Source organism: Viscerimonas tarda (genome assembly GCF_054601255.1).
On sequence record NZ_BAAHWV010000042.1, the window covers coordinates 1 to 23,208 of the forward strand.

21 protein-coding genes, 1 tRNA gene and 1 pseudogene are annotated in these 23,208 nt (G+C 42.9%); 9 read left to right on the forward strand and 14 right to left on the reverse strand.

Going from position 1 to position 23,208, the window contains the following annotated elements:
* Positions 1–15 precede the first annotated feature (15 nt).
* Complete coding sequence (locus tag ACYPWY_RS13565; protein WP_459686100.1) at positions 16–111, forward strand: hypothetical protein; 96 nt, start codon at positions 16–18, stop codon at positions 109–111.
* Positions 112–266: 155 nt separating this feature from the next.
* Here the strand turns inward: ACYPWY_RS13565 and ACYPWY_RS13570 are convergent.
* A pseudogene (locus tag ACYPWY_RS13570) lies at positions 267–482 on the reverse strand (nucleotidyl transferase AbiEii/AbiGii toxin family protein); the annotation flags it as partial.
* A 290-nt stretch (positions 483–772) separates the two neighbouring features.
* Between ACYPWY_RS13570 and ACYPWY_RS13575 the strand changes: the two are divergent.
* The 3 genes from ACYPWY_RS13575 to tnpA all read left to right on the forward strand — a co-directional run bounded on the left by ACYPWY_RS13575 (position 773) and on the right by tnpA (position 4,059).
* A tRNA-Arg gene (locus ACYPWY_RS13575) sits at positions 773–846 on the forward strand.
* A gap of 192 nt (positions 847–1,038) precedes the next feature.
* On the forward strand, positions 1,039–3,366 hold the full coding sequence (locus ACYPWY_RS13580; protein ID WP_459686081.1) for a pectate lyase family protein: 2,328 nt from the start codon (positions 1,039–1,041) through the stop codon (positions 3,364–3,366).
* A 231-nt stretch (positions 3,367–3,597) separates the two neighbouring features.
* Positions 3,598–4,059: an IS200/IS605 family transposase gene (gene tnpA, locus ACYPWY_RS13585; protein ID WP_459686082.1), complete on the forward strand. Its 462-nt coding sequence runs from the start codon at positions 3,598–3,600 to the stop codon at positions 4,057–4,059.
* Positions 4,060–4,245: 186 nt separating this feature from the next.
* On the opposite strand, the gene ACYPWY_RS13590 is transcribed toward tnpA, so the two are convergent.
* From ACYPWY_RS13590 to ACYPWY_RS13620, 7 genes are all read right to left on the reverse strand, one after another.
* Positions 4,246–5,010 (reverse strand): TIGR03915 family putative DNA repair protein, encoded by a 765-nt coding sequence (locus ACYPWY_RS13590; protein WP_459686083.1) that lies wholly within the window; start codon positions 5,008–5,010, stop codon positions 4,246–4,248.
* 16 nt (positions 5,011–5,026) lie between these two features.
* On the reverse strand, positions 5,027–6,289 hold the full coding sequence (locus ACYPWY_RS13595; protein ID WP_459686084.1) for a putative DNA modification/repair radical SAM protein: 1,263 nt from the start codon (positions 6,287–6,289) through the stop codon (positions 5,027–5,029).
* Positions 6,290–6,607: 318 nt separating this feature from the next.
* Positions 6,608–7,300 carry a ComF family protein gene (locus tag ACYPWY_RS13600; RefSeq protein ID WP_459686085.1) on the reverse strand — a complete coding sequence of 231 codons (693 nt, stop codon included), beginning with the start codon at positions 7,298–7,300 and terminating at the stop codon, positions 6,608–6,610.
* Positions 7,284–7,769, reverse strand: coding sequence for a regulatory protein RecX (locus tag ACYPWY_RS13605; protein WP_459686086.1), 486 nt, complete (start codon positions 7,767–7,769; stop codon positions 7,284–7,286). Before ACYPWY_RS13605 ends, ACYPWY_RS13600 begins: the two co-directional genes overlap by 17 nt.
* Before the next feature lie 82 nt (positions 7,770–7,851).
* Entirely contained in the window at positions 7,852–8,841 is a 990-nt protein-coding gene (trpS, locus tag ACYPWY_RS13610; protein ID WP_459686087.1) for a tryptophan--tRNA ligase, read from the reverse strand.
* Between the two features lie 405 nt (positions 8,842–9,246).
* On the reverse strand, positions 9,247–9,834 hold the full coding sequence (locus ACYPWY_RS13615; RefSeq protein WP_459686088.1) for an LEA type 2 family protein: 588 nt from the start codon (positions 9,832–9,834) through the stop codon (positions 9,247–9,249).
* A gap of 18 nt (positions 9,835–9,852) precedes the next feature.
* Positions 9,853–10,887, reverse strand: a complete 1,035-nt coding sequence (locus ACYPWY_RS13620; protein ID WP_459686101.1) for a DUF2027 domain-containing protein — start codon at positions 10,885–10,887, stop codon at positions 9,853–9,855.
* 99 nt (positions 10,888–10,986) lie between these two features.
* On the opposite strand from ACYPWY_RS13620, the gene ACYPWY_RS13625 reads away from it, so the two are divergent.
* Positions 10,987–12,198, forward strand: coding sequence for an S-adenosylmethionine:tRNA ribosyltransferase-isomerase (locus ACYPWY_RS13625; RefSeq protein WP_459686102.1), 1,212 nt, complete (start codon positions 10,987–10,989; stop codon positions 12,196–12,198).
* Between the two features lie 3 nt (positions 12,199–12,201).
* On the opposite strand, the gene ACYPWY_RS13630 is transcribed toward ACYPWY_RS13625, so the two are convergent.
* From ACYPWY_RS13630 to ACYPWY_RS13645, 4 genes are all read right to left on the reverse strand, one after another.
* Entirely contained in the window at positions 12,202–12,621 is a 420-nt protein-coding gene (locus ACYPWY_RS13630) for a type II toxin-antitoxin system VapC family toxin (protein WP_459686089.1), read from the reverse strand.
* A gap of 2 nt (positions 12,622–12,623) precedes the next feature.
* A complete protein-coding gene (locus tag ACYPWY_RS13635) occupies positions 12,624–12,791 on the reverse strand; it encodes a hypothetical protein (RefSeq protein WP_459686091.1) in 168 nt (55 codons plus the stop codon).
* A gap of 240 nt (positions 12,792–13,031) precedes the next feature.
* Positions 13,032–13,652 (reverse strand): polysaccharide deacetylase family protein, encoded by a 621-nt coding sequence (locus tag ACYPWY_RS13640; protein ID WP_459686092.1) that lies wholly within the window; start codon positions 13,650–13,652, stop codon positions 13,032–13,034.
* A 60-nt stretch (positions 13,653–13,712) separates the two neighbouring features.
* On the reverse strand, positions 13,713–17,177 hold the full coding sequence (locus tag ACYPWY_RS13645) for a protein O-mannosyl-transferase family (protein ID WP_459686093.1): 3,465 nt from the start codon (positions 17,175–17,177) through the stop codon (positions 13,713–13,715).
* A 287-nt stretch (positions 17,178–17,464) separates the two neighbouring features.
* On the opposite strand from ACYPWY_RS13645, the gene ACYPWY_RS13650 reads away from it, so the two are divergent.
* From ACYPWY_RS13650 to ACYPWY_RS13665, 4 genes are all read left to right on the forward strand, one after another.
* Entirely contained in the window at positions 17,465–17,731 is a 267-nt protein-coding gene (locus tag ACYPWY_RS13650) for a DUF4258 domain-containing protein (protein WP_459686094.1), read from the forward strand.
* Positions 17,715–17,909, forward strand: a complete 195-nt coding sequence (locus ACYPWY_RS13655; RefSeq protein ID WP_459686095.1) for a DUF2283 domain-containing protein — start codon at positions 17,715–17,717, stop codon at positions 17,907–17,909. The genes ACYPWY_RS13650 and ACYPWY_RS13655 overlap by 17 nt, the downstream gene beginning before the upstream one ends.
* Positions 17,910–18,405: 496 nt before the next feature.
* Positions 18,406–19,635, forward strand: a complete 1,230-nt coding sequence (locus ACYPWY_RS13660) for an ATP-binding protein (RefSeq protein WP_459686096.1) — start codon at positions 18,406–18,408, stop codon at positions 19,633–19,635.
* 121 nt (positions 19,636–19,756) lie between these two features.
* On the forward strand, positions 19,757–22,456 hold the full coding sequence (locus ACYPWY_RS13665; RefSeq protein WP_459686097.1) for a TonB-dependent receptor: 2,700 nt from the start codon (positions 19,757–19,759) through the stop codon (positions 22,454–22,456).
* A gap of 50 nt (positions 22,457–22,506) precedes the next feature.
* Here the strand turns inward: ACYPWY_RS13665 and ACYPWY_RS13670 are convergent, their stop codons facing one another.
* Both ACYPWY_RS13670 and ACYPWY_RS13675 read right to left on the reverse strand, forming a co-directional pair.
* Positions 22,507–22,653, reverse strand: a complete 147-nt coding sequence (locus ACYPWY_RS13670; RefSeq protein WP_459686098.1) for a hypothetical protein — start codon at positions 22,651–22,653, stop codon at positions 22,507–22,509.
* 158 nt (positions 22,654–22,811) lie between these two features.
* A complete protein-coding gene (locus tag ACYPWY_RS13675; protein ID WP_459686099.1) occupies positions 22,812–23,033 on the reverse strand; it encodes a hypothetical protein in 222 nt (73 codons plus the stop codon).
* Positions 23,034–23,208 lie beyond the last annotated feature (175 nt).

Below are 23,208 nucleotides of genomic sequence, written 5' to 3' on the forward strand. Positions count from 1 at the left end.
AATCCGACAGAATGGTTGACCGATGTCCTGAATCGTATCAATGAACACAAAGTAAACGAACTAGCCGATTTGCTCCCTATGAACTGGGCGGAAAAAAATCCGCAAGGGTAGATTGCCGAATGCTTACGCCCTACCAATCCTCTTTTTGTTCCGTTTACTTCAATCTTTACCAAAATTCCATTGAGCAAACAGTTGATTTTATTTGGCTTTTCTTCAATGACAATACTTGGAAACAGTCGTTTTATTTTTTCTTTTAACGTTGTCAAGTGGGTTCTTATATCCAAAAATGTTTCTTCTCTTGACTTTATCGGGATATAAGTTACATCAATATCAACGGAATAACGTGGCAAATCAAGCACAAACAAATTGATTGCCGTACCTCCATGAATGGCGAAATCATCAATACCCGACACTATGGGTATGAGTTGAAGTAGCAATTTTACCCGCTCTTTGTATTCTGAATTATTTATAAAACAATCCATTAACAAAATCTGCTGATATAGAACTGCTTATTGGAAAAAGCAATGCTACTGCTGAGCGTTATTTGAAAATCTTAAAGGATAATAATCTGATAGAATATACCGGTTCTTTAAAAACAGGAGGTTATAGGATTATTGAATAATTTTTCAAAGGGGCTTTGTGATAATAGGCATTCTAATTCTCAATTCTACAATCCTCATCAACACATTTCGGATACTAAATGAAAAAATTTTCGCTATTCTCTTTTGTATTCTCCATTTTTTATATACCTTTGCACTCGCAAATACGCAATGGCCCCGTAGCTCAACTGAATAGAGTATCTGACTACGGATCAGAAGGTTACAGGTTTGAATCCTGTCGGGGTCACAAAAAATCGAAGCAAAATACAGTAAAATCCTGAATTTCAACGAAAATCGGGATTTTTGCTTTTAAAGCTCCCCCTGCTCCTTTTCCCCCTTTTTAAGTGAAATGTCCCCCCTCCTATTCGATGTAAAGCTCTACCTTTGTGTTATCGTTCTTTCGGGATATTACACAAAACTTAGTTTAAAATAAAATACCATGAAAAAAATTCTTTTCTCAATTGCTTTCATTTTTTTAGGGCTTACTCAAACAGGAGCACAGCCTGCAAGTATTACCGAATCGACCGGTTGGTTGGAGTCGGCGTATGTAAAATGGACGCCTGTAACCGATGCTACAAGCTACAACGTATATTATAAGGCTGCAACCGCTGCGGATGCCGACTATAAAATACTGGACGACATGCTTATCAGAAAGTATGCCGGCTACTTCAGGGCTGATGCGGTTGGCCTCAAGGCAGGCGACTACACTATAAAGGTCGTTCCTGTGTTCGACGGTGCGGAAGATGCTTCAAAAGCGGCTATATCTGCAAGCATAAGCGTAAAAGCACACCTGAGGGAAGGCTTTGCTTTCTCGAGCAATTCGCCACAGAAAACCGCTTCGGGCGCATACAACGATGACGGCACATTAAAATCGGGAGCACGGATTATTTATCTGACTTCGGCAACGGCCAAAACAGTACAATTGGGTGTCGTAGTCGATAATAAAGGTAAAATAGAAACCCGTACGGGTATTGGCGATATTTTGGCCGGAAGAGAAAAAGGTTTTGACACGGCTCCGCTGGTAATCCGCATTATCGGAAACGTAACGGCAAGCGATATGAGTGGCCAAATCAATAGCCTCTCGCTGTTGGATTCAAAAGGTAAAACTTCTACCCCGATGAATACCACTATCGAAGGTATTGGCGATGATGCAACGGCCAATGGCTGGGGTATCCACGTCAGGGAATGCTCGAATGTAGAAATCAGAAATATAGGTTTTATGAATTTCCCCGATGATGGCGTTTCGCTGGAAGCCAATAATAAAAACATTTGGGTACACAACAATGACTTCCTTTACGGAAAAAATGGCGGTGGAGACAAAAATAAAGGCGATGGCGCGCTCGACAGCAAAACATCCGGCTATTCCACTTTCTCATTCAATCACTTCTGGGATTCGGGCAAATGTAACTTGTTGGGTAACGGAACCGAAGATCCTGAATTGCTGACCTACCATCACAACTGGTACGACCATTCCGACAGTCGCCACCCGCGCGTACGTTTTCATACCGTGCATGTGTATAACAACTATTACGACGGCAATTCAAAATACGGAATTGGCGCAGCGAAAGGTGGTCCTTCCATTTTTGCAGAAAATAATTACTTCCGTCATTGCAAATATCCGATGTTGATTTCGATGCAAGGTTCGGACATAGCCAGTGGTTCGGGTGGAACTTTTTCGAGTGAAGACGGCGGTATCATCAAGGCTTACGGAAACTACATCGAAAATGCCTCTCGCTTTGTGCCTTACAACGCTACATCGGCTGCTGTTGAGTTTGACGCGGTAGTAGTAAGCAGTCGAGACGAAACAGTTCCGAGTACCATAAAAACAAAAAAAGGCGCGTCCTCTTACAATAATTTTGATACCAACTCAAGCATTATGTACTCCTACGCGGTGCAAACACCCGAAGAAGCGAAAGCAAGCGTGATGCAATATGCAGGACGGGTGAACGGAGGCGATTTCAAATGGACATTCCTCGACAGCGAAGATACCAATGCCGAAATAATTCCGGCTCTCGCAACGGCTATCCAAGCCTATAAAGGCAGTGTTGTGTCAATCGGTTCGGGAGCTGGCTCTGACGATGACGGTGATGATGATGGCGATGATGACGGCGGCGACGATGGCGATGGAGGAAGTATTCCGTCCGGTACTTGCATAAAAGAATATATTCAGGCAACGGGAGTAAATACCGACAACGCATTTACAATAGAAGGCGCTTCCAGTAGCAATGGCGGTTCGCAGACATACAACGGCGCAACGCTCTCAACCGGATTAAAAATGGACAGTAAAGGGAGTGTTTCCTTTACCACAACTACGGATGGCGCCACGTTGATTATCGGCGCAAATTCCAAATCGGCGGGCGGGTCTTTTAAGTTGAATGATGTAGATCAGGGGAAAATTATTGCTGCCATGCCCGCGCTTACGGAACAAAAAATAACCTTGGGAGCAGCCGGAAGTTACACCATCCTGAAAGGCGCCAACGAAAACTATATCTATTATGTGGTTGTGCAGGAGAATTGTTCAAGCGGCATACAAAACACCGAAAACGCCGCCTCAATTCTATATCCCAATCCGGTAACCGATAACTTGTACATTAACCAGGGAACGGATGTTGAACGCATAGAAATATACTCTGCTTCGGGAGTGTTGGTAAAATCGGTAAAAGGCAATGTAAAAGCCATAGACCTAAGCAAGCTCAATGCAGGAAGCTATGTTGTGAATGTTTATACCGTACAAAATCCATACAAACAATTGATAATTAAGAAATAATTTTTTTGTTTCAGGATTAGTTAAATGTGTGAGGGTGTGCCGGTGGCCGCCCTCTTTTTTTTGTAGGAACAAAATAATAGTGTAAAATTCGTACATTTGCCCGTAGTTACATATCAATAACAAGAAAAGAAAATACCGTACGCAATCGATTGCCCGTTAGGGCATTCATATCAATAGAAAAAACAATAATACAATAACTAATCCCCGTAGGGGATTCACAAAATAACGAACATGGCAAATAGCTACACGCAAATCTACATTCATTATGTTTTCGCCGTTCAAAATCGGCTGGGCCTGATACAAAACCGTTGGCGAGACGAATTGTACAAATATATGACAGGTACGATAGATAACAAAGGGCATAAATTGCTTACAATCGGTGGTATGCCTGACCATATTCATGCACTTGTGAGTATGTCGCCAAGGCAGGCGCCTTCCGATTTAATGGCTGATATAAAACGTAGTTCCTCGTTGTGGATAAACGATAACTGCCTTGTTAGGGGAAAATTCTCCTGGCAAGAAGGTTTCGGTGCATTTAGTTATGGAAAATCGCAAATATCCGACATTGCAGATTACATAGATACACAAGAGAAGCGCCACAAAAAACGAACATTTATGGAAGAATATCTCGAATTTCTAAAATTATTTGAAATCGATTACGATGAAAAATATATTTTTAAACCAATTGAGTAATGTGAAACCTCTACGAGGTTTGGCTAGTGTTGGGGCATTTGTTTTCTATTGATATGAATCCCCTACGGGGAATAGGCGAGGTAATTTGTTATGGCATATATATCAATAGAAAACAGGCTAGTCAAGCTCTTACAACCCCATAGTGGGTTGAACATTTACGGCGTTCGGCGCTTGGTACATTAACCCTTACCCTTTCTCCGTCAAGTATTTCCAAAAGCGTACGGGCATGTGCTGGCGTTGCAGCTTCGGGTTGATGCGTTCTTTGATGGTCATGGATTTGAAGTAGCCTTTCCATAATTCCTGGAACAGTTTTTCATCTTCGGCCATCCTGCTTTCGTCCAGTTTTCCGGTCAATAGATGGCTGCCTTCGCCACTCAAGGTCATTTCGACCACTGTTTTCAGGTCGTAAAAGAAACCGTAGTTCCGTTTCATGTCATAAACAATCCATTGCTGGTCGGCAAACCGGTCTTTAAAGTACTCCAGAGATAGCGGTAAGGCATTGCACTTGGGGGCAATCGGCGCAAAATACATGTTATCGGCAGCTTTCTGAAAACGGGCGAACTGCCTGATATATTCAGCCTCTTTCTGTACCATTTTGGCCAGTTGACTGACGAGCAGCACATCGGGGTCGTTAAAATTCACTTCAATCGAGGTTTTGCTGTTAAAGGTCTTGCAGATATACCTGAACAACAAGCTATCGCTCTCCTCTTGTTCCGAAAGCCAAACCGCCCACAACATCCCGCTTGCCGTTTTCGACAACTTTTTTTCGAGCGCCGCCCATACCCGCTGACTTTTATCCGCCTGAGTAATCACCGTATAAATTTCTTCCGTAAACAGGGGCGCGACATCGTCCCCGGCAATCAGTTTACCGGGGAAACACTTCCTGCTGTAAGCATCGAATACGGCAGTTAATAAGCCATCAAAAGTTTTATCGTAGCGGAATACCAGCATATCTCCAAAGCATTTATCAATCGGGAAAAATAATCGAAAGCTGGTTGGTATTGTCCCCTTTTTTCTGCTTTTTTACGGTCAGAATTTTTCTGACTTGCTCGGGAGTGGTCTCGTTTATGGTGAAGACGGGTAACTCGTGGCAGGTGATAAAATATTGCGCCTTTTTCATCACTACGCCCATTTTTTTCAAGGTAAAAGCATTTACTTTGCTGTAACGGCGGGCGGCGACGATTAAGGTAGCCGATTTCACGCCAATCCCCGGCACACGGAGTATCTGCGCATAATCGGCTTTATTCACATCCACCGGAAAAGCTTCGGGATGGCGCAAGGCCCAAGCCAGTTTGGGGTCTATATCCAAATCAAGGTCAGGATAGCTATCATCCACAATTTCATTCACCTCGAACTGGTAGAAGCGCATCAACCAATCGGCCTGATAAAGCCGGTTTTCCCTCACCAAAGGCGCCTGCTTAATGGCCGGTAAACGCGAGTCGTAACTGTTAACGGGAATAAAACCCGAATAATAAACGCGCTTCATCTGCGGCCCCTGATACAAAGCGGAGGCCACCCTCAAAATATCCTTGTCGTTTTCGGATGTTGCTCCGATAATCATCTGTGTGCTTTGCCCTGCCGGAGCAAATTTAGGCGCATAACGGAAGCGTTGGCGTTCCTCTTTGCTCTGTATCATCCCCTGCTGAATGTACTTCATGGGCATAAACACACTCTTATGGTCTTTTTCGGGAGCCAGCAGTTTCAGATTTTGCTCGGTTGGTATCTCGATGTTGACGCTTAACCTGTCGGCGTAAAGTCCGGCTTCGTCAATCAGTTCTTTGCTTGCCCCGGGGATGCTTTTCATGTGTATGTATCCGTTGTAGCGATGGATGGTGCGCAGGTCTTTGACGACCCTCACCATGCGTTCCATGGTATAATCCGGCGTATTTACCACCCCCGAACTGAGGAAAAGTCCCTCAATATAATTCCGGCGATAAAATTCAAGTGTTAAATCGACTAATTCCTGTACGGTGAATGTGGTGCGTTTCAGGTCGTTGCTCCGGCGGTTGATACAATACGCGCAATCGTATATGCAGTAATTGGTTAGCATGATTTTCAGCAACGAAACACAGCGTCCATCCTCGGTAAAACTATGGCAAATACCCCAACCTGCGGCGCTTCCAATGGTTCCGGGTTTGTTTTTCCGGCTGGTACCACTGGATGCACAGGAAACGTCATACTTGGCCGATTCGGCAAGAATCTTTAGTTTTTCGAGTATATTATCGTTCATCGTTCTACAAAGATACCACATATAATCCGACAATCAAAACCGAAAACACTTCCAGGGTTTAATTGCTATCTTTCTGCTACATAGAGCGTTGCCCTATGCTATTGCTTAAAGGCTTTCAGTCTTAACCTGACGGCTATACCTGTAGCGGGTTGAACACCTACGGCGTTCGGGTGGTGGCGGTCATGTAATGCTTTTCTATTGATATGCAAGTCCTAACGGACTATTCTTATTCCTCGCAGGCGCAGGCTTGTAGCCTGTGTCCAACGACGAGTGAGTACATAAGACACGGACAGCATATCCGCGCCAGCAACAAAAAAATCACGATAACACCACGCCAACAGAATAAACACTGAGCTTGATATTCTCTCCCTCGTTCAAAAGTGTTTTAACGCAAGACTCAAGCGTAGAGCCGGTGGTAATAATATCGTCTATCAGCAGGATGTGCTTTCCTTCGAGCAGGGTATAATCTTTTACCGCAAATATGCCTTCAGTATTCGACCAGCGGTCAAATTTGCTCTGTTTCGTTTGGGAGGTATTGTCGATAACCCGTATCAGGTTGTTTGCCATAACCGGTATGCCTGTTTCCATGGCTATTCCTTCGGCTATTTTTAGCGATTGGTTATAGCCCCGCTTCTTTTCCCTGTTGATATGCAGAGGGACTGGCATTAAAAAGTCAATGCCTTCGGTAAAAGAGCTTTCCTGCAACGACAGGGCGCATAACCGGCCAATAAATACCCCGAGTTCGGGTTGATTGCGGTATTTCAGTTCATGTATTACTTTCTGTATTGTTCCGTCCTTGACAAAAGAAGCAAAAGAAGCCATCCGCACAAAAGGGAACCTCCCCGCGAGAGACTGTTCGAGCTTGTTTTCCCGTATTTTGTGAAAGTCGGTCTTGGGAATCGTATTCAGGCAGCTAAGGCAAATAAATTTCTCGCCGCTCATCAGCCGGTTTTGGCAGCAGATGCAGGTGGGAGGAAAAAGCAAATCCAGCAAATCAGCAAAAATACTCATCGGAAAAGTTATTGTTTATCAGTTTGCCCAAGCAGCGTTCTATCATATCCGGTTGAAAGCCCCTGCCTAAGGCAAAGCGGAAGAGTTTTTGCCTTTTTTCGTAGTCGGTTGCGGCTTTTACCGACTTCATTTTGGTTTGAAGCGCTTTCATCAACGATTCTTCAAAGCCCTCGACCGGTAGTTCGGCAAAGGAAGATTTAATAAGGCTTTCGGGAATCTGCTTCCTTTTGAGCTCGAATACAATTTTATTCCTGCCCCATTTATTGAAGCGCATTTTATCCTTGACAAAACCGCGGACATAACGTTCTTCATTCAGGTAGTTTTCCGAACGGAGAAAGGCTAGTATCCTGCCTATTTCCTCTTTATTCAGTTCCCATGCAAGCAACTTTTTTCGCACGTCCTGTTCGCACCTTTCGGCTTTTGAACAATACGAGGCCATTCGGGCAGTTGCTTGTTTTTCGTTAACCATTAATTCTAAATTAGAAGCCCCTCCAAACCTCCCCGTAGGGGAGGCTTAAAAGTCCCCCTCCGGGGGATTAGAGGGCTGGGCTTTAAAAGCCTTTTATACCCATAATCTGGCGCACGTCCCTAAGCGTTTTGGAAGCGCTTTCACGCGCTTTTTCCCTGCCCTGAACCGTAACCTTATGCAGATACTCAGCATCGTCCTGAATAGCCAGTATCCGTTCGCGAATAGGCGTTGTTACGGCAATAATATCTTCGGCCAGTTGCTTCTTCAAATCACCATACCGAATTTGGCAAGTATTCCACTTTTCTTCGAAATGATCGACAACTTCGGGTGTGGACACAACCTTCAGAATGGTGAACAGGTTTTCAATATAATCCGGTTTCGGCGAATATTCGGCTGTTGGCCCTGCATCGGTGAGGGCGCGTTTTACTTTTTTCTCTATATTTTTGGCATCATCGGCCAGGTAAATGCAGTTTCCTTCCGATTTTCCCATCTTTCCGCTGCCATCCAAGCCGGGTATTTTAATCAGCTCCTGTCCAAAATTATAGGCCACCGGTTCTTTAAAATACTCCACTTCGTATAAGCTGTTGAAGCGACGGGCAAATTTGCGGGTCATTTCCATGTGCTGTTCCTGATCTTTGCCAACCGGCACCTTATCGGCATTGTGCATTAAAATATCGGCAGCCATCAAGGTAGGATAGGTCAGCAGACCGGCATTCACATTTTCGGGATTTTTACGCGCTTTATCTTTGAAGGAGGTGGTTTTCGCCAACTCTCCCATGTAGGCGTGCATATTCAGCAACAAATACAGCTCGCACACCTCCGGCACATCGCTTTGCACATAAATGGTAGAGATTTCGGGGTCGATTCCTGCGGCAAGGTATTCGGTGAGCACGTTTTTAACATTCCCGTGCAATAATTTGGGATCGGGGTGGGTAGTCAACGAATGATAATCTGCGATAAAGAAAAAACACCTGTTTTCGTGTTGCATTTTCGTAAAATTCTTCAACGCGCCGAAGTAGTTGCCCAGATGCAAATTACCCGTAGAACGAATACCGCTTAAAACTGTCTCCATAATCTCTCTGTTTTCTGTTTTTTTTAATCTTGCAAAAGTACTAAAAGAAATGAAAAACTAAAAGTGAATTAGAGTGAAACGCAGGGCAAACGCATGAAAAAGTCCGAATAGGCTAAGGCTGAAAGCCTTTAAGCATTAGCTTATGGCAACGCCCAGTCGTGTTCGGAAGATTGTAATTATTTTTTATATAAAATCATACCCACAAAAACGAACATAAAAGGGGCTGTCTCAAAAGAACGCGAATTACGCGAATTATACAAATTTACGCAAATAAGCCACTCTATCTTTTTCTTATTTAATTGAATTTCAAGAATAAATAAATTGCGATAATTCGCGTAATCTGCGTAATTCGCGTTCAAAAATACTTTTGACACAGCCCCCACACATTAACCATTATTATTATGTCTATTTCCCTCCGAAACTGAAATCAACCGGAATATACATTGGTGCGGCAATTCGTTGATTTCCTATCAAAAATGTAGGTTTAATTTGTACCGACACCTTCGACTTTTCGCTACCGATTCCCAAAAAGTTCTTGGCAATATTTGTTACGGCATTTTTTGAATCGCCTTTCATCATCGAAGCCAAGTCGAAACCTATGCTCAAGGGCAGCACTTGCTGTCCTCCTGCCGGTACGTTCAGCGACTGTTCTACCGAGCCGGTAGTAAACTGAATGCCATCAATGCTGACAATGTACTGCAATCCCTGCATCAAAGCCGCTGATGTATTCGGATTAGATACGCCCAGATTCAGCGTAAAGTTTAACGGAATAGACGAAGATTGCCCCGAAAATAAGGCCAAAATTTTCGTCATATTCAAGGCCGATATTCCACTGGAAAGATTCATTCCCGAAACGCTCAAGTTGGAAATGGAATTGTACTCATACTTGCATTGGGTCATGTTGTAAAGGCCCACTGCTTCTTGTTTAACCACGTCGCATCCTGTCAGGAGGAAGAATACGCTGAATAAGATACTAAACAATTTTAATTTCATGATTTTCCTGTTTTAATGTTATTTAATTGTTACCATAGTAGCCCCAAATCCGTATTCGCGAAAAGAAGCATCCTGGTAATAGTAATTTTTATAGTTCGATTTCAGCTCTTTGAGTATTTCATTCTTCAATATGCCATTGCCTTTTCCGTGGATAAAAACGATTTTCCTGCCTTTCTGCTTCTTGTTTTCATCCAACACCTCTCTGAATTTTTGCATCTGGTAATCGAGCATATCCTTGGCCTCCAAACCGGCGGTGGTATCAACTAATTCGTCAATATGCAAATCGACTTCGAGAACCGTATTTTTATCTTCTTTCCTTTCGATGCGTTCCCGTCTAGGCCGGATTGGGATCTCTTTTTCTACCATGGCCAATTCGAGATCTTCGGCTGATATTAAGAATTCTCTTTCGGGTAAATCTTTTCTGGCTATGTAATAAATCAAGGCTTCGTCTTCAAAATAATCATTCTCGCGAAAACTGTGAAGCTTATAAAACTTAACCGTATCAATATGCAATTCAACAGAACAGGGATTTTTCAGGCTGAAAGGCTTGCCTTTTTTATAGGCGATGTATTGAAAGGCCAGTCTTTCCAAGTCATTCAGGTTTTCCTTTTCAAATTCCTCCAAAAACAGCTTCGTATTGGGTTCTATCAAGCCCGAAGAACGGTTTATCCAGCCATTACCGGTTCGGCTCATGTAGCTGTACGACAGAAAATAGTTGCTATCGTTCACCAGATAACATTCATACGAAGTTGTGTTCAATTGCTTGATATTCAACGGAAGATAGGCCAAACATACCGTAATCTGCTCCCCAGTCTTCGTTTCTTCGATAACAGCAGGCGCCACCGTTTTTTGCGTGGGGATAAGTTCCTGCACCGGTTTTACCGATTGCCTCACCTGTGGTTCTCCGGCGGGTTCCACCAGAACACATTCGCGTATCAGAATGGGAGTATCGAAGCCATCATCGTCCACAATAACAATATCTTTCCCCTGGAAACCGGTTATGATTCCTCCGCCTACCGAATTCAAAAAACGTACTTTATCTCCTATTTTCATCCTGTCTGTTCTCGTTCGCTCGTCCGGTATAAACCCTCCGCGCTTTTTTATTCCCACAAAGTTGACTATTTTTGTCCGAATAAAAAAGTAAACGTGGAAATATCAACTGTCCAAAACATACAAATCGGCGATTATACTTACGATCTGCCCGATGAAAAGATTGCCAAATATCCTTTAGAAAAGCGAGATGCCTCAAAATTGCTCTTCTACCGCAACGGGGAAATGGAAGAAAACATTTTTTCGTCCATCGCCACATACCTGCCCGGTAACAGCCTGATGATTTTCAACAACACGAAGGTTATTCAGGCACGGATGTATTTTCGGAAATCAACAGGAGCGAAAATCGAGATTTTCTGTCTCGAACCTTGCACCCCGCACGATTATGCCCTTATCCTCCAAACCAATCGCAGCTGTTCGTGGGTTTGTTTGGTCGGCAACCTGAAAAAATGGCGGGAAGGAGAGTTGTCTAAAACAATCCGCATCAGGGATAAGCAAATCGAATTGAAAGCCCGTAAGCTACAAACGAGCGGCGACAGCCATATTATCGAATTTGAGTGGAACGATGACAGCATCCTTTTCTCCGATATTCTGGAAACGGGCGGGGAATTGCCGATACCACCCTATCTCAACCGAAAGGCCGAAGAAAAGGACAAAGAAACCTATCAGACCGTTTATTCAAAAATAAAAGGCTCGGTGGCCGCTCCTACCGCAGGCCTGCATTTTACGGATGAGGTATTTGCCAAACTCGCTGCAAAGGGCATCAGAACCGATGAGGTAACGCTGCATGTTGGAGCGGGAACATTCAAGCCCGTGAAAACGGAAACCATTGAAGCACACACCATGCACACCGAGTTTATTGCTGTACCGAAAGCGATCGTCGTCAATTTGTTGCACCATACAGGAAAAGTTATTGCCATAGGAACCACTTCCGTCAGAACGCTCGAAAGTTTGTATTACCTGGGCGCCCTGCTGGAAGAGGACAAAAACGCCGAATTGAAAATTACCCAATGGCAGCCATATAACGAGGAGAATAACTTCATTCCCGTAAAAAAAGCCTTGGAAAATATCCTGCAATACATGGAAGCAAACAGCATGGAAACCCTCTTTGCCGATACGCAAATAATGATAGCCCCCGGTTACGAGTTCAAAATTGTGGATGGAATAGTAACCAACTTTCACCAGCCGCAAAGCACCCTGTTGTTACTGGTGTCGGCTTTTGTAAACGGCAGCTGGCGCAGCATCTACGATTATGCCCTGAATCACCAATTCCGCTTTCTTAGCTATGGGGATAGTTCGTTGTTGTTGAGGTAGAAACTATCTTCTATTAAAAATAAAATCCAAACCCTGAGAAGCATAGTGTTTGAATTTAGTGTCGGAAGATATAAGCGGTATTTTGTCGGAGATGGCTTGAGCTATGATAATGTGGTCGTTGGGATCTTTATGTCCGGGATATGGATCAATATGAGAATATGCTATTAAATGCTCTTTAGTAACACTCAGCATTTTTATATTAAGTAATTCTAAATCATTGAACAATTCCTTTGAATTCTTATATTTAAGGTATTTCAACTCTCCGGCATTATAATTTTGTATAATCTCTCGAACAGCAAAAGGACTAATATATAATAGATTTTCAGAATCATCAAGAATATCTATTACATAATCAGTCAACTCATCGCGCGAGTGAGGAGACAACGCAAAGATTACAATATTAGCATCTAAATAATATCGCATACTTACTTAAGAATAGCTTTTATATTTATGACTTCAAAAACGCCACCACCGTTCGCCCAATAAGTTCTTAGCGGCCCCATTTTCTTTTCTGGAACTTCTTCGTTGGCTTTGGTTTCAACTTTTTTAGTTTCGACCTTCTTGGATGTTTTAGTAGTTTTCGTTGTTTTCATATCCGATACATTTGGTATTACAAATATAATGATAATTTTTTAATCCAAAATAGTCTTTGATTCTTTTTGATGTCCTCCCCAGGGCAAACACATGAAAAAAGTCCGAATAGGCTAAGGCTGAAAGCCTTAACTTGGCGTAACAGCCGTTTTCATGCGTTTACCCTCCCCCCCTTATGCACGAAGAACGCCCCCAATAAAGCGGAGCTATCGGGAAAAATAGAAAGTAGATGGATGCGAAAATTATTTCAGCTCAATCAATTTGAAGGTATAGCCTTGTTCTTTCAGCCATTCGATGGAGCGAGGCAAGGCTTCTTTCATCGTTTTTTCGGCTTTAAGCGAATCGTGAAAGACGATTATCGAACCGTTTCGGGTATAGCGCTTCACATTCTCGAATACATCGTCTGGGGTTGTATGTTTACTGTAATCGCGTGTTACAACGTCCCACAGCACAATTTTGTATTTCTTCCGCAGTTTGAAAAATTGCCGGTGGCGTATGTGTCCGTGGGGCGGGCGGAACAGATTGGAGGAAATATAGCCACTCGCCAGCTCTACATTCTTCACATAGTTTTTTGTGCGCGTCCTGAGTCCCTGTAAATGATTAAATGTATGATTGCCTACGAGATGCCCCTTTTCGAGTATTTGCTTGTATATTTCGGGATACTTTCTGACATTGTCGCCAACGCAAAAAAAGGTGGCTTTAAGCTCGTATTTATCTAAAATATCCAAAACCCATGGAGTTATTCCCTGAACAGGACCATCGTCAAAAGTAAGATAAACTACTTTCTTTGTCTTTGAAGGTATTCTCCAAAAACCGCCGGGGAACATCAGTCTGTAAATTAAAGGTGGTTGTTCTATCAACATATAATAACAAGATGGAAACGGAACTACAATTTATAACAATCGCAATTCCGTTTTCCTTTTTCACATAAATTCGTTTAATAATGCAGGACAGAATTTTTGCATCATGCCCAATGTTTTTTGTATAATCGCTTCTTGCCTGTTACGCACAACCGTATCAGGAATTGATTGGTATGTTTCAATGGCATCTTCGGCAATACTCTTCAGCGCGAAACCGCCCAAGGACTGATTACCGGCTGCAAAATAGAGTTGAGAGTACGCAAATAACTTATCGGTTATTTCGGCATATTTCTCTTTGTTACCGCTTCTGTTGTAAATAGAGGCTACACGAAGCAGAGCGGAATAGCTTTCTGCAATTTCTTTTGTGCAGGATGCAATTTGGCCGGGCCTAAGCCTGTTATACCAATTAATTGTTTTCTGCGCCCTGTTTTCAACCAGATTAAGTATTTCGCTTGCCTTTTCGGGTTGTCCCAATTTGATGTATATGTCTGCAAAAGTAATGCCTTCGGAATCCAACGGAATAGTTGCAGGAGGAAGCGCCTCCAGGCAGCGATTCAAGGCGATAAGCGCTTTGTCGGTCTTTTCTTCATTCAGCAATGCTACGATAAGCTGTGTAAACATCATTCTGAATGTACGGCACATTCTCAGGTTGTTTTCGTCCAAATATACTTTCGGATTTTCGATACCTCCCCACAGAAATTTATTGACCATATTATCGAATGCAACTTCGGTATTCACGCCCGATGCACTGACGGCGCCCGGTGTAATCCGGTAATTGATACCTTCAAGCGAAAACTGGCTACGCATATTGAGGTACATATCGGGGCCAACTGTCGCGGCATAATAAATAGGGCGTTTCCAACCGTCCTTGTTGATGTTGTTCAACATTTCCAGAATCATAATATCGTTCCGGTAAACGATGCCCTTATTGGCTATGTTAATCGTCATCTCGGGAAGAGGTCTGGAACCTAGCTTTTTCCAATCAATGGCTGCTGAATCCAGGCTCATTGTCAATTTGCCTGTTGGTATTATCAAGCCATCGGCAACGTACGGATTCCTTGGAGCATAGTTGTCTTTGGTTTTCAGGATATTCATCATTTCGTCCAAAGGAATCGACTCCCTGAAAGCGCTTGTATCGTAGTATTGATTGTAATTGATTTGTTCCGATTGCAGGCTATTCAACCAATCGTTATTCGCTTTTCCGCCTTGCACATTGCTTTTTACGGCTGCATCCAGTTGCTCTTTCGGCAACACATAGGCATACAAACCTTTGTCGCCTACATAACGGCTTTTTGTCCATGTTATCGGAAGCGGTTTGGATTCATAAGCCTGTCGCCTCATCTGATCGACGTACCAGTCTGTCTGGAGGTAGCTTAAATTACATACACGTACATCCGTACGGAATCCGTCAACCTCCTGTGCATACCAAAGCGGGAATGTATCGTTATCGCCGTTGGTAAACAATATGGCATCCGGCTCGCAGCTTAAAAGGTAATTCCGACCAAAATCGCGCATGGTATAACGTCCCGACCTGTCGTGGTCGTCCCAGTTTTGGGAAGCCATTTGCACCGGGACAAATAAAACAGCCACCGTTACAATAATGGCCGCCGGACCTTCGGGCAGGGCTTTTTTCAACAATGTCCACAAACCGGCAGCGCCCAATCCTATCCATATACAGAATGCATAAAACGATCCGGCATAGGCATAGTCGCGTTCGCGAGGTTCAAATGGTTTTTGATTCAGGTAGAAAACAATCGCCAAGCCGGTCATGAAGAACAGCATAAATGTTACCAGGAACTGTTGATCCCCTTTCGATTTCCGGCTTATCTGAAACAAGATTCCTGCAATACCCAATAAAAAAGGCAGCATGTAATAAACGTTGTGCCCCTTGTTTTCGGCAATATCGGGAGGAAGATTATCCTGCGAGCCTAAGCCTCGCAGTTCGTCAATAAAGCCGATTCCGGTAATCCAGTTTCCGTTATTGATTCCACCCATATTCTGTATATCGTTCTGACGGCCCGAGAAGTTCCACATAAGGTAACGCCAGTACATGAAATTGACCTGATAAGTGAAGAAGAACTGTAAATTCTCCAGCATTGTGGGCGGCACTTTTTCGTCTTTTATCCCCCCCCACATCTTATATCCTTCGATATGACGCGATTCGCTTGAATGCATCCGCGGGAACAGCATCGAATTGGTATAGCCGTAGGTTGGCGTTGTGCCGGCTACAAAATAGCGGTCCTTTTCTTCTTCCGATTCCTTTACAATTTTGTCGTATTTCGATTTCACGCTGCTTTCAATCGCTTTTCCTTCGTAGTCTCTTTTTACCTCCGAAGCATACGTGCGTCCGTAGAATAACGGCGTATCGCCATATTGCTCGCGGTTGAGGTAATCGGTGAGCGAAAATACATTCTCGGGCGAATTTTGATCCATTGGCGGATTGGCCATCGAACGAATAGGTATCAATGCAAACGACGAGTAGCCGATAAGTATAACCAGCAGACAAAGAACGGATGTATTGAGAATCCGGTAATTCGCTTTTTTCCTGAAAAGAACAAAGCTAAGCCCCCCCAACAGCAGAATCCATAAAAAAGGATTTGAACTGATAAATGTTATGCCTGCAAGCATAATGCTCAACAAAAACGAAATCTTCGCCCTCAAATCATTTCCTTTTGCCGACAGGGTTTCGTAAAGGCTCCAGCCGATACTTGCAACGAGCAAAATAAGGTAGATGAAAACGCCTGTGTTATAAGAAAATCCAAGGCTGTTGACAAAGAACAGCTCGAACCATCCGCCCACTTTGGTAAATCCGGGGATAATACCATACATCAATACAACGACTAATGCAAACGAGAACAGCAAGGCCAGAAGAGCGCCTTTCAGGCTTATTTTATCGAATTTCTTGAAATAATATACCAGTACAATGGCTGGAATACACAGCAGGTTCAGCAAGTGGACGCCAATAGACAGACCCATGGTATAGGCTATCAGCACCAGCCATTTGTCGGAATGCGGTTTTTCGGCGGCGTTCTCCCATTTCAGAATAAGCCAAAAAACAAGCGCCGAAAACATGGACGAATACGCATACACTTCCCCCTCAACAGCCGAAAACCAGAATGTATCGGTAAAAGTGTATGTCAGCGCGCCAAGCAAGCCGCAACCCATAATGGCGATAAATTCGCCGGTTGTCATGTCTTTGCTCGTATCGGTATAGATGAGTTTTCGGGCCAGATGAGTGATTGTCCAAAACAGGAACAAAATAGTCAGGGCGCTTAATACTCCCGACATGGCATTCACCATCATGGCCACCTGCTCGGGGTTGGAGGCAAAGAGAGTGAAAAATTTTCCGGTCAACATGAAAAAAGGCGCCCCGGGCGGGTGTCCTACTTCCAGCTTATAGGCCGATGTAATAAATTCTCCACAATCCCAGAAACTGGCTGTAGGCTCTATTGTCAATAGATAAACAATAGCAGCAACTGCAAAGCAAAACCATCCCAGGATATTATTTATTAAGTTGTATCTTTTCATAAGAGCGTATAATATCTATGATTTTAAATTCTCGGCTGCAAAGATAGCTAAAACATTGTAACAAAGAAAAAAAATGTACACCAACGATAGGCAAACCTTGAAAAAATTAGACCCTGCTTGTAGGACATAGCCGTTAGGCTAAGGCTGAAAGCCCTTCTAAAATTTTTTACGCATCTTTGTTATGATTTGTCGCATTTAGAACTTGAATCTGCGGAACCGAAATGCTCATCCAATATTTGTACATTAGTAATGTAAACCTTACCTTTGTGTAAACCTGCGACAGGTTTATGGCGTTTATTTTTTCAAAACATGCAGAAGAACAGCTATTGAGACGGGGAATAAACCGCACAATTGTCGAAGTTGTTGTATTGCAGCCCGACCAAATACTCGCGGATGAAGAGGATGTGGACATGGCAGTTTATCAGTCACTGATAAAGGACGATGGGCAAATGTTTTTCCTGCGCGTTTTCGTAAATACATCCAAATCGCCGAATGTGGTAGTAACTGTTTATAAAACAACTAAAATACACAAGTATTATGAAAGTAAAATATGACAAGGAACAAGATATTCTCTACCTGTCGTTTAGCGATGAGGCTATTTTTGAGAGCGACGAAGAGAAAAAAGGCGTTATTCTTGACTATTCCAGCGAAGGCAAACTGGTTGGCATAGAGTTGTTGTGCGCCTCAAAACAAATGGGCAACCCTGCCAAGGTGGAATATGTAGTGGCGTAAAATTGCCCAATAAATAAAATTAAAGCGGCAAACCATTTTTCAGGCTTGCCGCTTAATTTATTTTACTACGGATTCAAGTCGTTTAAAATAGACTGAGCAAATCTCAATAAAAATGCGGTCAATTCATTTATAATGCGAATTAAGGATTGAAACTTCCAATAGCCCAGCGGGCTTCCATATCAATAGAAAAAACGGTCTAATCCCCTCACAGCTTGTCCGTAGGAGATTCACCTGTTCATTCGTGTATCCCCTACGGGGAAAATGGCAAATCGCAATGCTCATTTTCTATTGATATGGATGTCCTACGGACAAGCTGATTTTCAGCATTTAATATATCTTTCAAGCCTTAATTCGCATTGCTAAGAATTAAGTGGTAAAATATAATTAAAGACAATTATGATATTGCAAATAAAATATATACCTTTGCAAATGGAATATATAAACTATTACAAATGGAATATATATTACGATAGTAATGGAATAAAAATAATTTATTATGAAATTATCTGATATAGAAGAAGTTGCATTTGAACAAAAAGAAATGCTACTTCATAGCGACAATGGAATCCCCCGCGAAGCATTGGGCGATTTGCCCGATTTGCAATCACATGCACTAATTATTTCAGGTATTCGCCGCTGTGGAAAAAGTACATTGTTGAGGCAGCATCTGCAACAACTTGGACAAGATTTTTTCTATTTCAACTTTGAAGATACACGCTTGTATGATTTTCAGTTGAAAGACTTTTCCTTAATGAATACACTTATTGAGAAATCGGGCATAAAGACGCTTTTTTTTGATGAAATACAAGCGGTGCAGGGTTGGGAATTGTATGTGCGCCAAAAATTAGATGCTCATTGCAGAGTGGTTGTAACAGGCTCCAATGCCTCGCTGTTGAGTCGCGAATTAGGCACAAAACTCACAGGACGGCAGATAACCAAAGAGTTATTCCCATTCTCATTCACCGAGTTCATTGCTTTCCGAAACGAACAACCGTCTTACGAAAGTTTCATAAGTTATATGCAAACAGGCGGTTTTCCCGAATATGTCAAAAGTGGCAACACCGATATTTTACGTGCGTTGATAGATGATATTTTGTATCGTGATATTGTAGTACGCTACAATATTCGGGATGTTTCTTCGCTAAAGAGATTGCTGTCGTACCTGTTTTTCAACGCCGCAAAACTAACCTCGCCAAGCAAACTCAAAGATATTGCAGGTGTAAAATCGCCTTCTACGGTATTGGATTATTTCTCCCATTTCGAGGCTTCGTACTTGTTGCAACTTTTACCGAAATTTTCGTTCTCAGCCAAATCACAAATGCTTGCGCCCAAGAAAGTATATATCTGCGATACAGGTTTGATAAAAGCCGGTGCGATTTTGTTAACGGAAAATTACGGTTATTTGTTAGAAAACATTATTTTTTCGCATTTACGCCGCAAAAGTAAAGAGCTGTTCTATTACAACGAAAACAACAAGGAATGCGATTTTGTAGAATTGGAACAAGGCAAGATAAAAAGTTTACTACAAGTCTGTTGGAATTTAAACTCAGATAATGAAGAGCGGGAAATAAACGGTTTGATTGATGCGATGCGCTATTTCAAACAATCGAATGGCTACATTATCACAGCAAATCAAAAAGATACGATTTCGCACGAGGATTTAATCATAGAAGTTATTCCTGCCTATGATTTTCTATCAATTAATAACACCCAATACCAAAAATAATTATGGATTTTAGCAAATATCTCAATCTAAATAAGAAAACCCGAAAATGCTAGTTCATCGCAGGCTGGTTATATATGGCTTTGCAACAAGCAATTGTTTTAGGTTTTCATAGTTTAAATTTATGCATAAATCTTTCTTTTCCATATTGTTGTGTCTGCTTTGCTCGCCAAGTTTATTCGCGCAGCAGGGGATTATCAGGGGTATTGTTGTTGATAGCCTTAGCGCCCGTCCTGTGCCGTATGCCGGCATTCGTTTGTGCAATGCTTCGGACAGCAGTTTTGTTAAGGGCGCCACAAGCAATGACAAGGGCGCGTTTTCTATTGCTGCAAGTCCCGGCAACTATCTCCTTGATATTTCTTTGCTTGGCTACAAATCCGCAAAGAGGAGCATAAACACAACCAAAGCCGAACCGGATAGCCATTTGGGTAGCATTGTCCTGTACCAAGAGGGTTTTGCGCTGGGGGAAATGGTGGTTACAGCTCAACTGCCCGATGTGCTTGTCAAGGGCGATACGATAGAGTACAATGCGGCTGCCTATTTGCCCGATGAGAGCGCTATTCTGCAAGATTTGGTAAAGAATTTGCCCGGCGTTGAACTTGATGGGGACGGGAACCTGAAAGCAAACGGAAAGCGAATAACCAAAATTACCGTTGACGGAAAGGAGTTTTTCAACAACGATATGCAAATGGCATTGAAGAACCTGCCTGCCAATATGGTCAAAAAGCTTCAACTTTTTCAGGAACAGAGCGAAAAATCGAAGGTTTCGGGAATTAAAGACAACAACGAGAATCAGGCGCTGAACCTCGAAGTAAAGGAAGAATTCAGGCAGAGCGTTTTTGGCGATGCGGCTCTGGGATATGGGAGCAAAGACCGCTATCTGGGCAGGGCAATGGTCAATGTCATGAAAAACGACAACATGCTATCGGTATTGACCGGGACAAACAATACCAATGAGGAGATAGACGGAAACGACTATCAACTAATAGGTTATGGCGTTGGAGGAGGCATTGATACGAAAAAAGAAGCGGCGATTAACTTCAATGCCAGGCAATCGGACGAATTGACAATAAACGGGGATGTGTGGTACGGGGTTAACTCAAATCTGACGGAGGACGAATCGAAAACCGAAAGCATTGATGTGGAGAACGGCAATTCTATCCACCGCGATACAATCAGAACAAGCAGGGATCAACGGGACCTGAACGTTTATCTGAACTTTGACTGGAAACCCGATTCGTTGACCGTGATCTATTTCGGGGTAACGGGCGGGTATTCGGAAACCCAAAGCACGGAAAAATCGGGGGCGAGCTCTTATTACATCGACAAGGAACAGAACAGAACCCGCAGCTCCTACCTGCGCAACACCAAAGGAGATGGCTATAAGCTCCGCGGAACATTGAATGCCGGAAGAAAACTGAACTCAAAAGGACGGAATATAAGCTTCGGCTTCAGCGGGTCGCTAAGGGAGAACCGGAGCAAGGGCTTTAACAAATCGCTGACGGAATATAGTTCGGGAGTGGAGAACAAAACACAAGACCAGCGCCTGAAAACCGGCAGCGACGAATCAGCGTACACCCTGTCGGTGTCGTATCTGGAACCGGTTACGGACAAAAACAGCCTGAATATTTCTTACTCCCTGCATCAGGATAAGAGTGGCTATACCAACGATAAATACAAAAAAGCCGACCCCTCGAACCCCTTATCCGACTACACGGTGATAGATACCTTGTATGCCAGCAGCACAAACGACCGGCGCCTGTCGCAAAAAGTAAATCTGGGATTTCAGTCGCTGCATGAAAAGCTTGAATATAATATTGAGCTTGGTCTGGATTTTTTTTCGACTAAGAACACGATAACCCGCCGGATTGACTCGGTTGAATGTCTGAGACAAAATGCCGTTAATTTTTCGCCCAAGCTATGGTTCAAGTACCTGATTAACAACCACGAACAGCTCAATATCAGTTACAGAGGCAGCACAAGGCATCCTTCGGCAGATCAGCTTTCGGCAGATACCACCTACTTGAACAACACCAGCAAAATATACGGAAATCCGAACCTGAAAGCCGGTTTTGAGAACTCGTTCGGCCTCTATTACCAAAAGTCGGATTACGAAAAAGGGGGCTTTATGTATATCGGCGGGTCTTTCAATCAGGTATTAAATCAGGTAGCCAGCTACTCCAAGAAGGATACGCTGTTTAATTCGGCGAGCAGCTACAAAAACGTGTCGGGGAATTGGGGCGCCGATTTATCATTGACCTGCAATGCACCGATAAAGAAAGATAAATGGACGTTTTCGACTTACACCTCATTCTTTTTTCACCGGAATAAAGGCTTTGCCAATGGCGAAGAAAACAGCTCGAGCAGCGCAGGTATGCACGAAAGTATTACGCTGAATTTCAAGTCGAAAAAACTTGAATCGCGTTTGCGCAGCCGGTACAGCTACAACCTGACCAAAAACAGTTTGCAAAGCCAACGAAATGTGGATATATCCAACCTCTTCCTCAGCAACACGACCAGACTGAAGCTCCCGTTCGACTTTAAACTGGAAAACAACCTGAGCTACTCGCATAATTTCGGCTACGGTTCCGACTACAAAAAATCGGAAATAATGTGGAACGCCGGCCTGTCGAAACAATTCCTGCGAAAGAAAATGGGAACCCTAAAAATCCAGTTCTACGATATACTGAACGACCGGAACAACACCAACCGCTATGCCGGAAACGGCTATATATCGGATATGCGCACAAACACAATCGGGCGGTATGTGATGTTCAGTTTCTCCTATCGGTTTAATCTGGCTAAGGGGGAGGGGGTTTTTTAGGGTTAAAGGATTTTTTTGCGTCATGCCGATCATAGTCGAGACATGAGACATTAACCGGAAATGACCGAAACGGCAACTATCCGGTGAATATAAACAGCACTTCCGTGAATAGTATATATGATAGCCATTTTTTTTGTAATTGACTCGCCGGATGTTAAAACCAAACTGTCTGTAAAGAGCGTTATCTTGAATGGCATAAACGGCAGCGTTACGTTCCAGTATGTCAATCGTATCAAGTAAGCCTCTCAAATATTTTTCAGCAGTATCAGGTGCGGAATAATCATAAGTTATTACTTCAAACAATGTCTTTAAATCATCAAAAGCAGCGTCAGAATATACAACAGTATATATCATATCAAACGAACTTTATGTTAGTCCCGTAATGTTCATTAAAACGTTTTTCGATTTCCCCCCATACTTCCTTATGGGTATGTGTTCTCCCCTCGTCAATGGCGGCAACAACATTATCCGGCGCAGGGTATTCTAAGCGTACCGATTTCTTTTTTTCAAGTTCACGTACAATCTTTCTGCCTGCCGGACGGCTTATGTCTATGGTTGCAATTACTTTATCTTCCATCAGTATATTTTTGTGATTTACTTTCTACAAATTTACATAAAAATACTGAGAAACTGTTTAAATTTTATTTGAGATTTATTTTATTGAGCATAATCATAATAAAAGCAAGATGAATCATAGCCTCACTTGAGCTTATTGTATATTCATAGTCTTTAGCCAAGCGTCTGAAATTTTC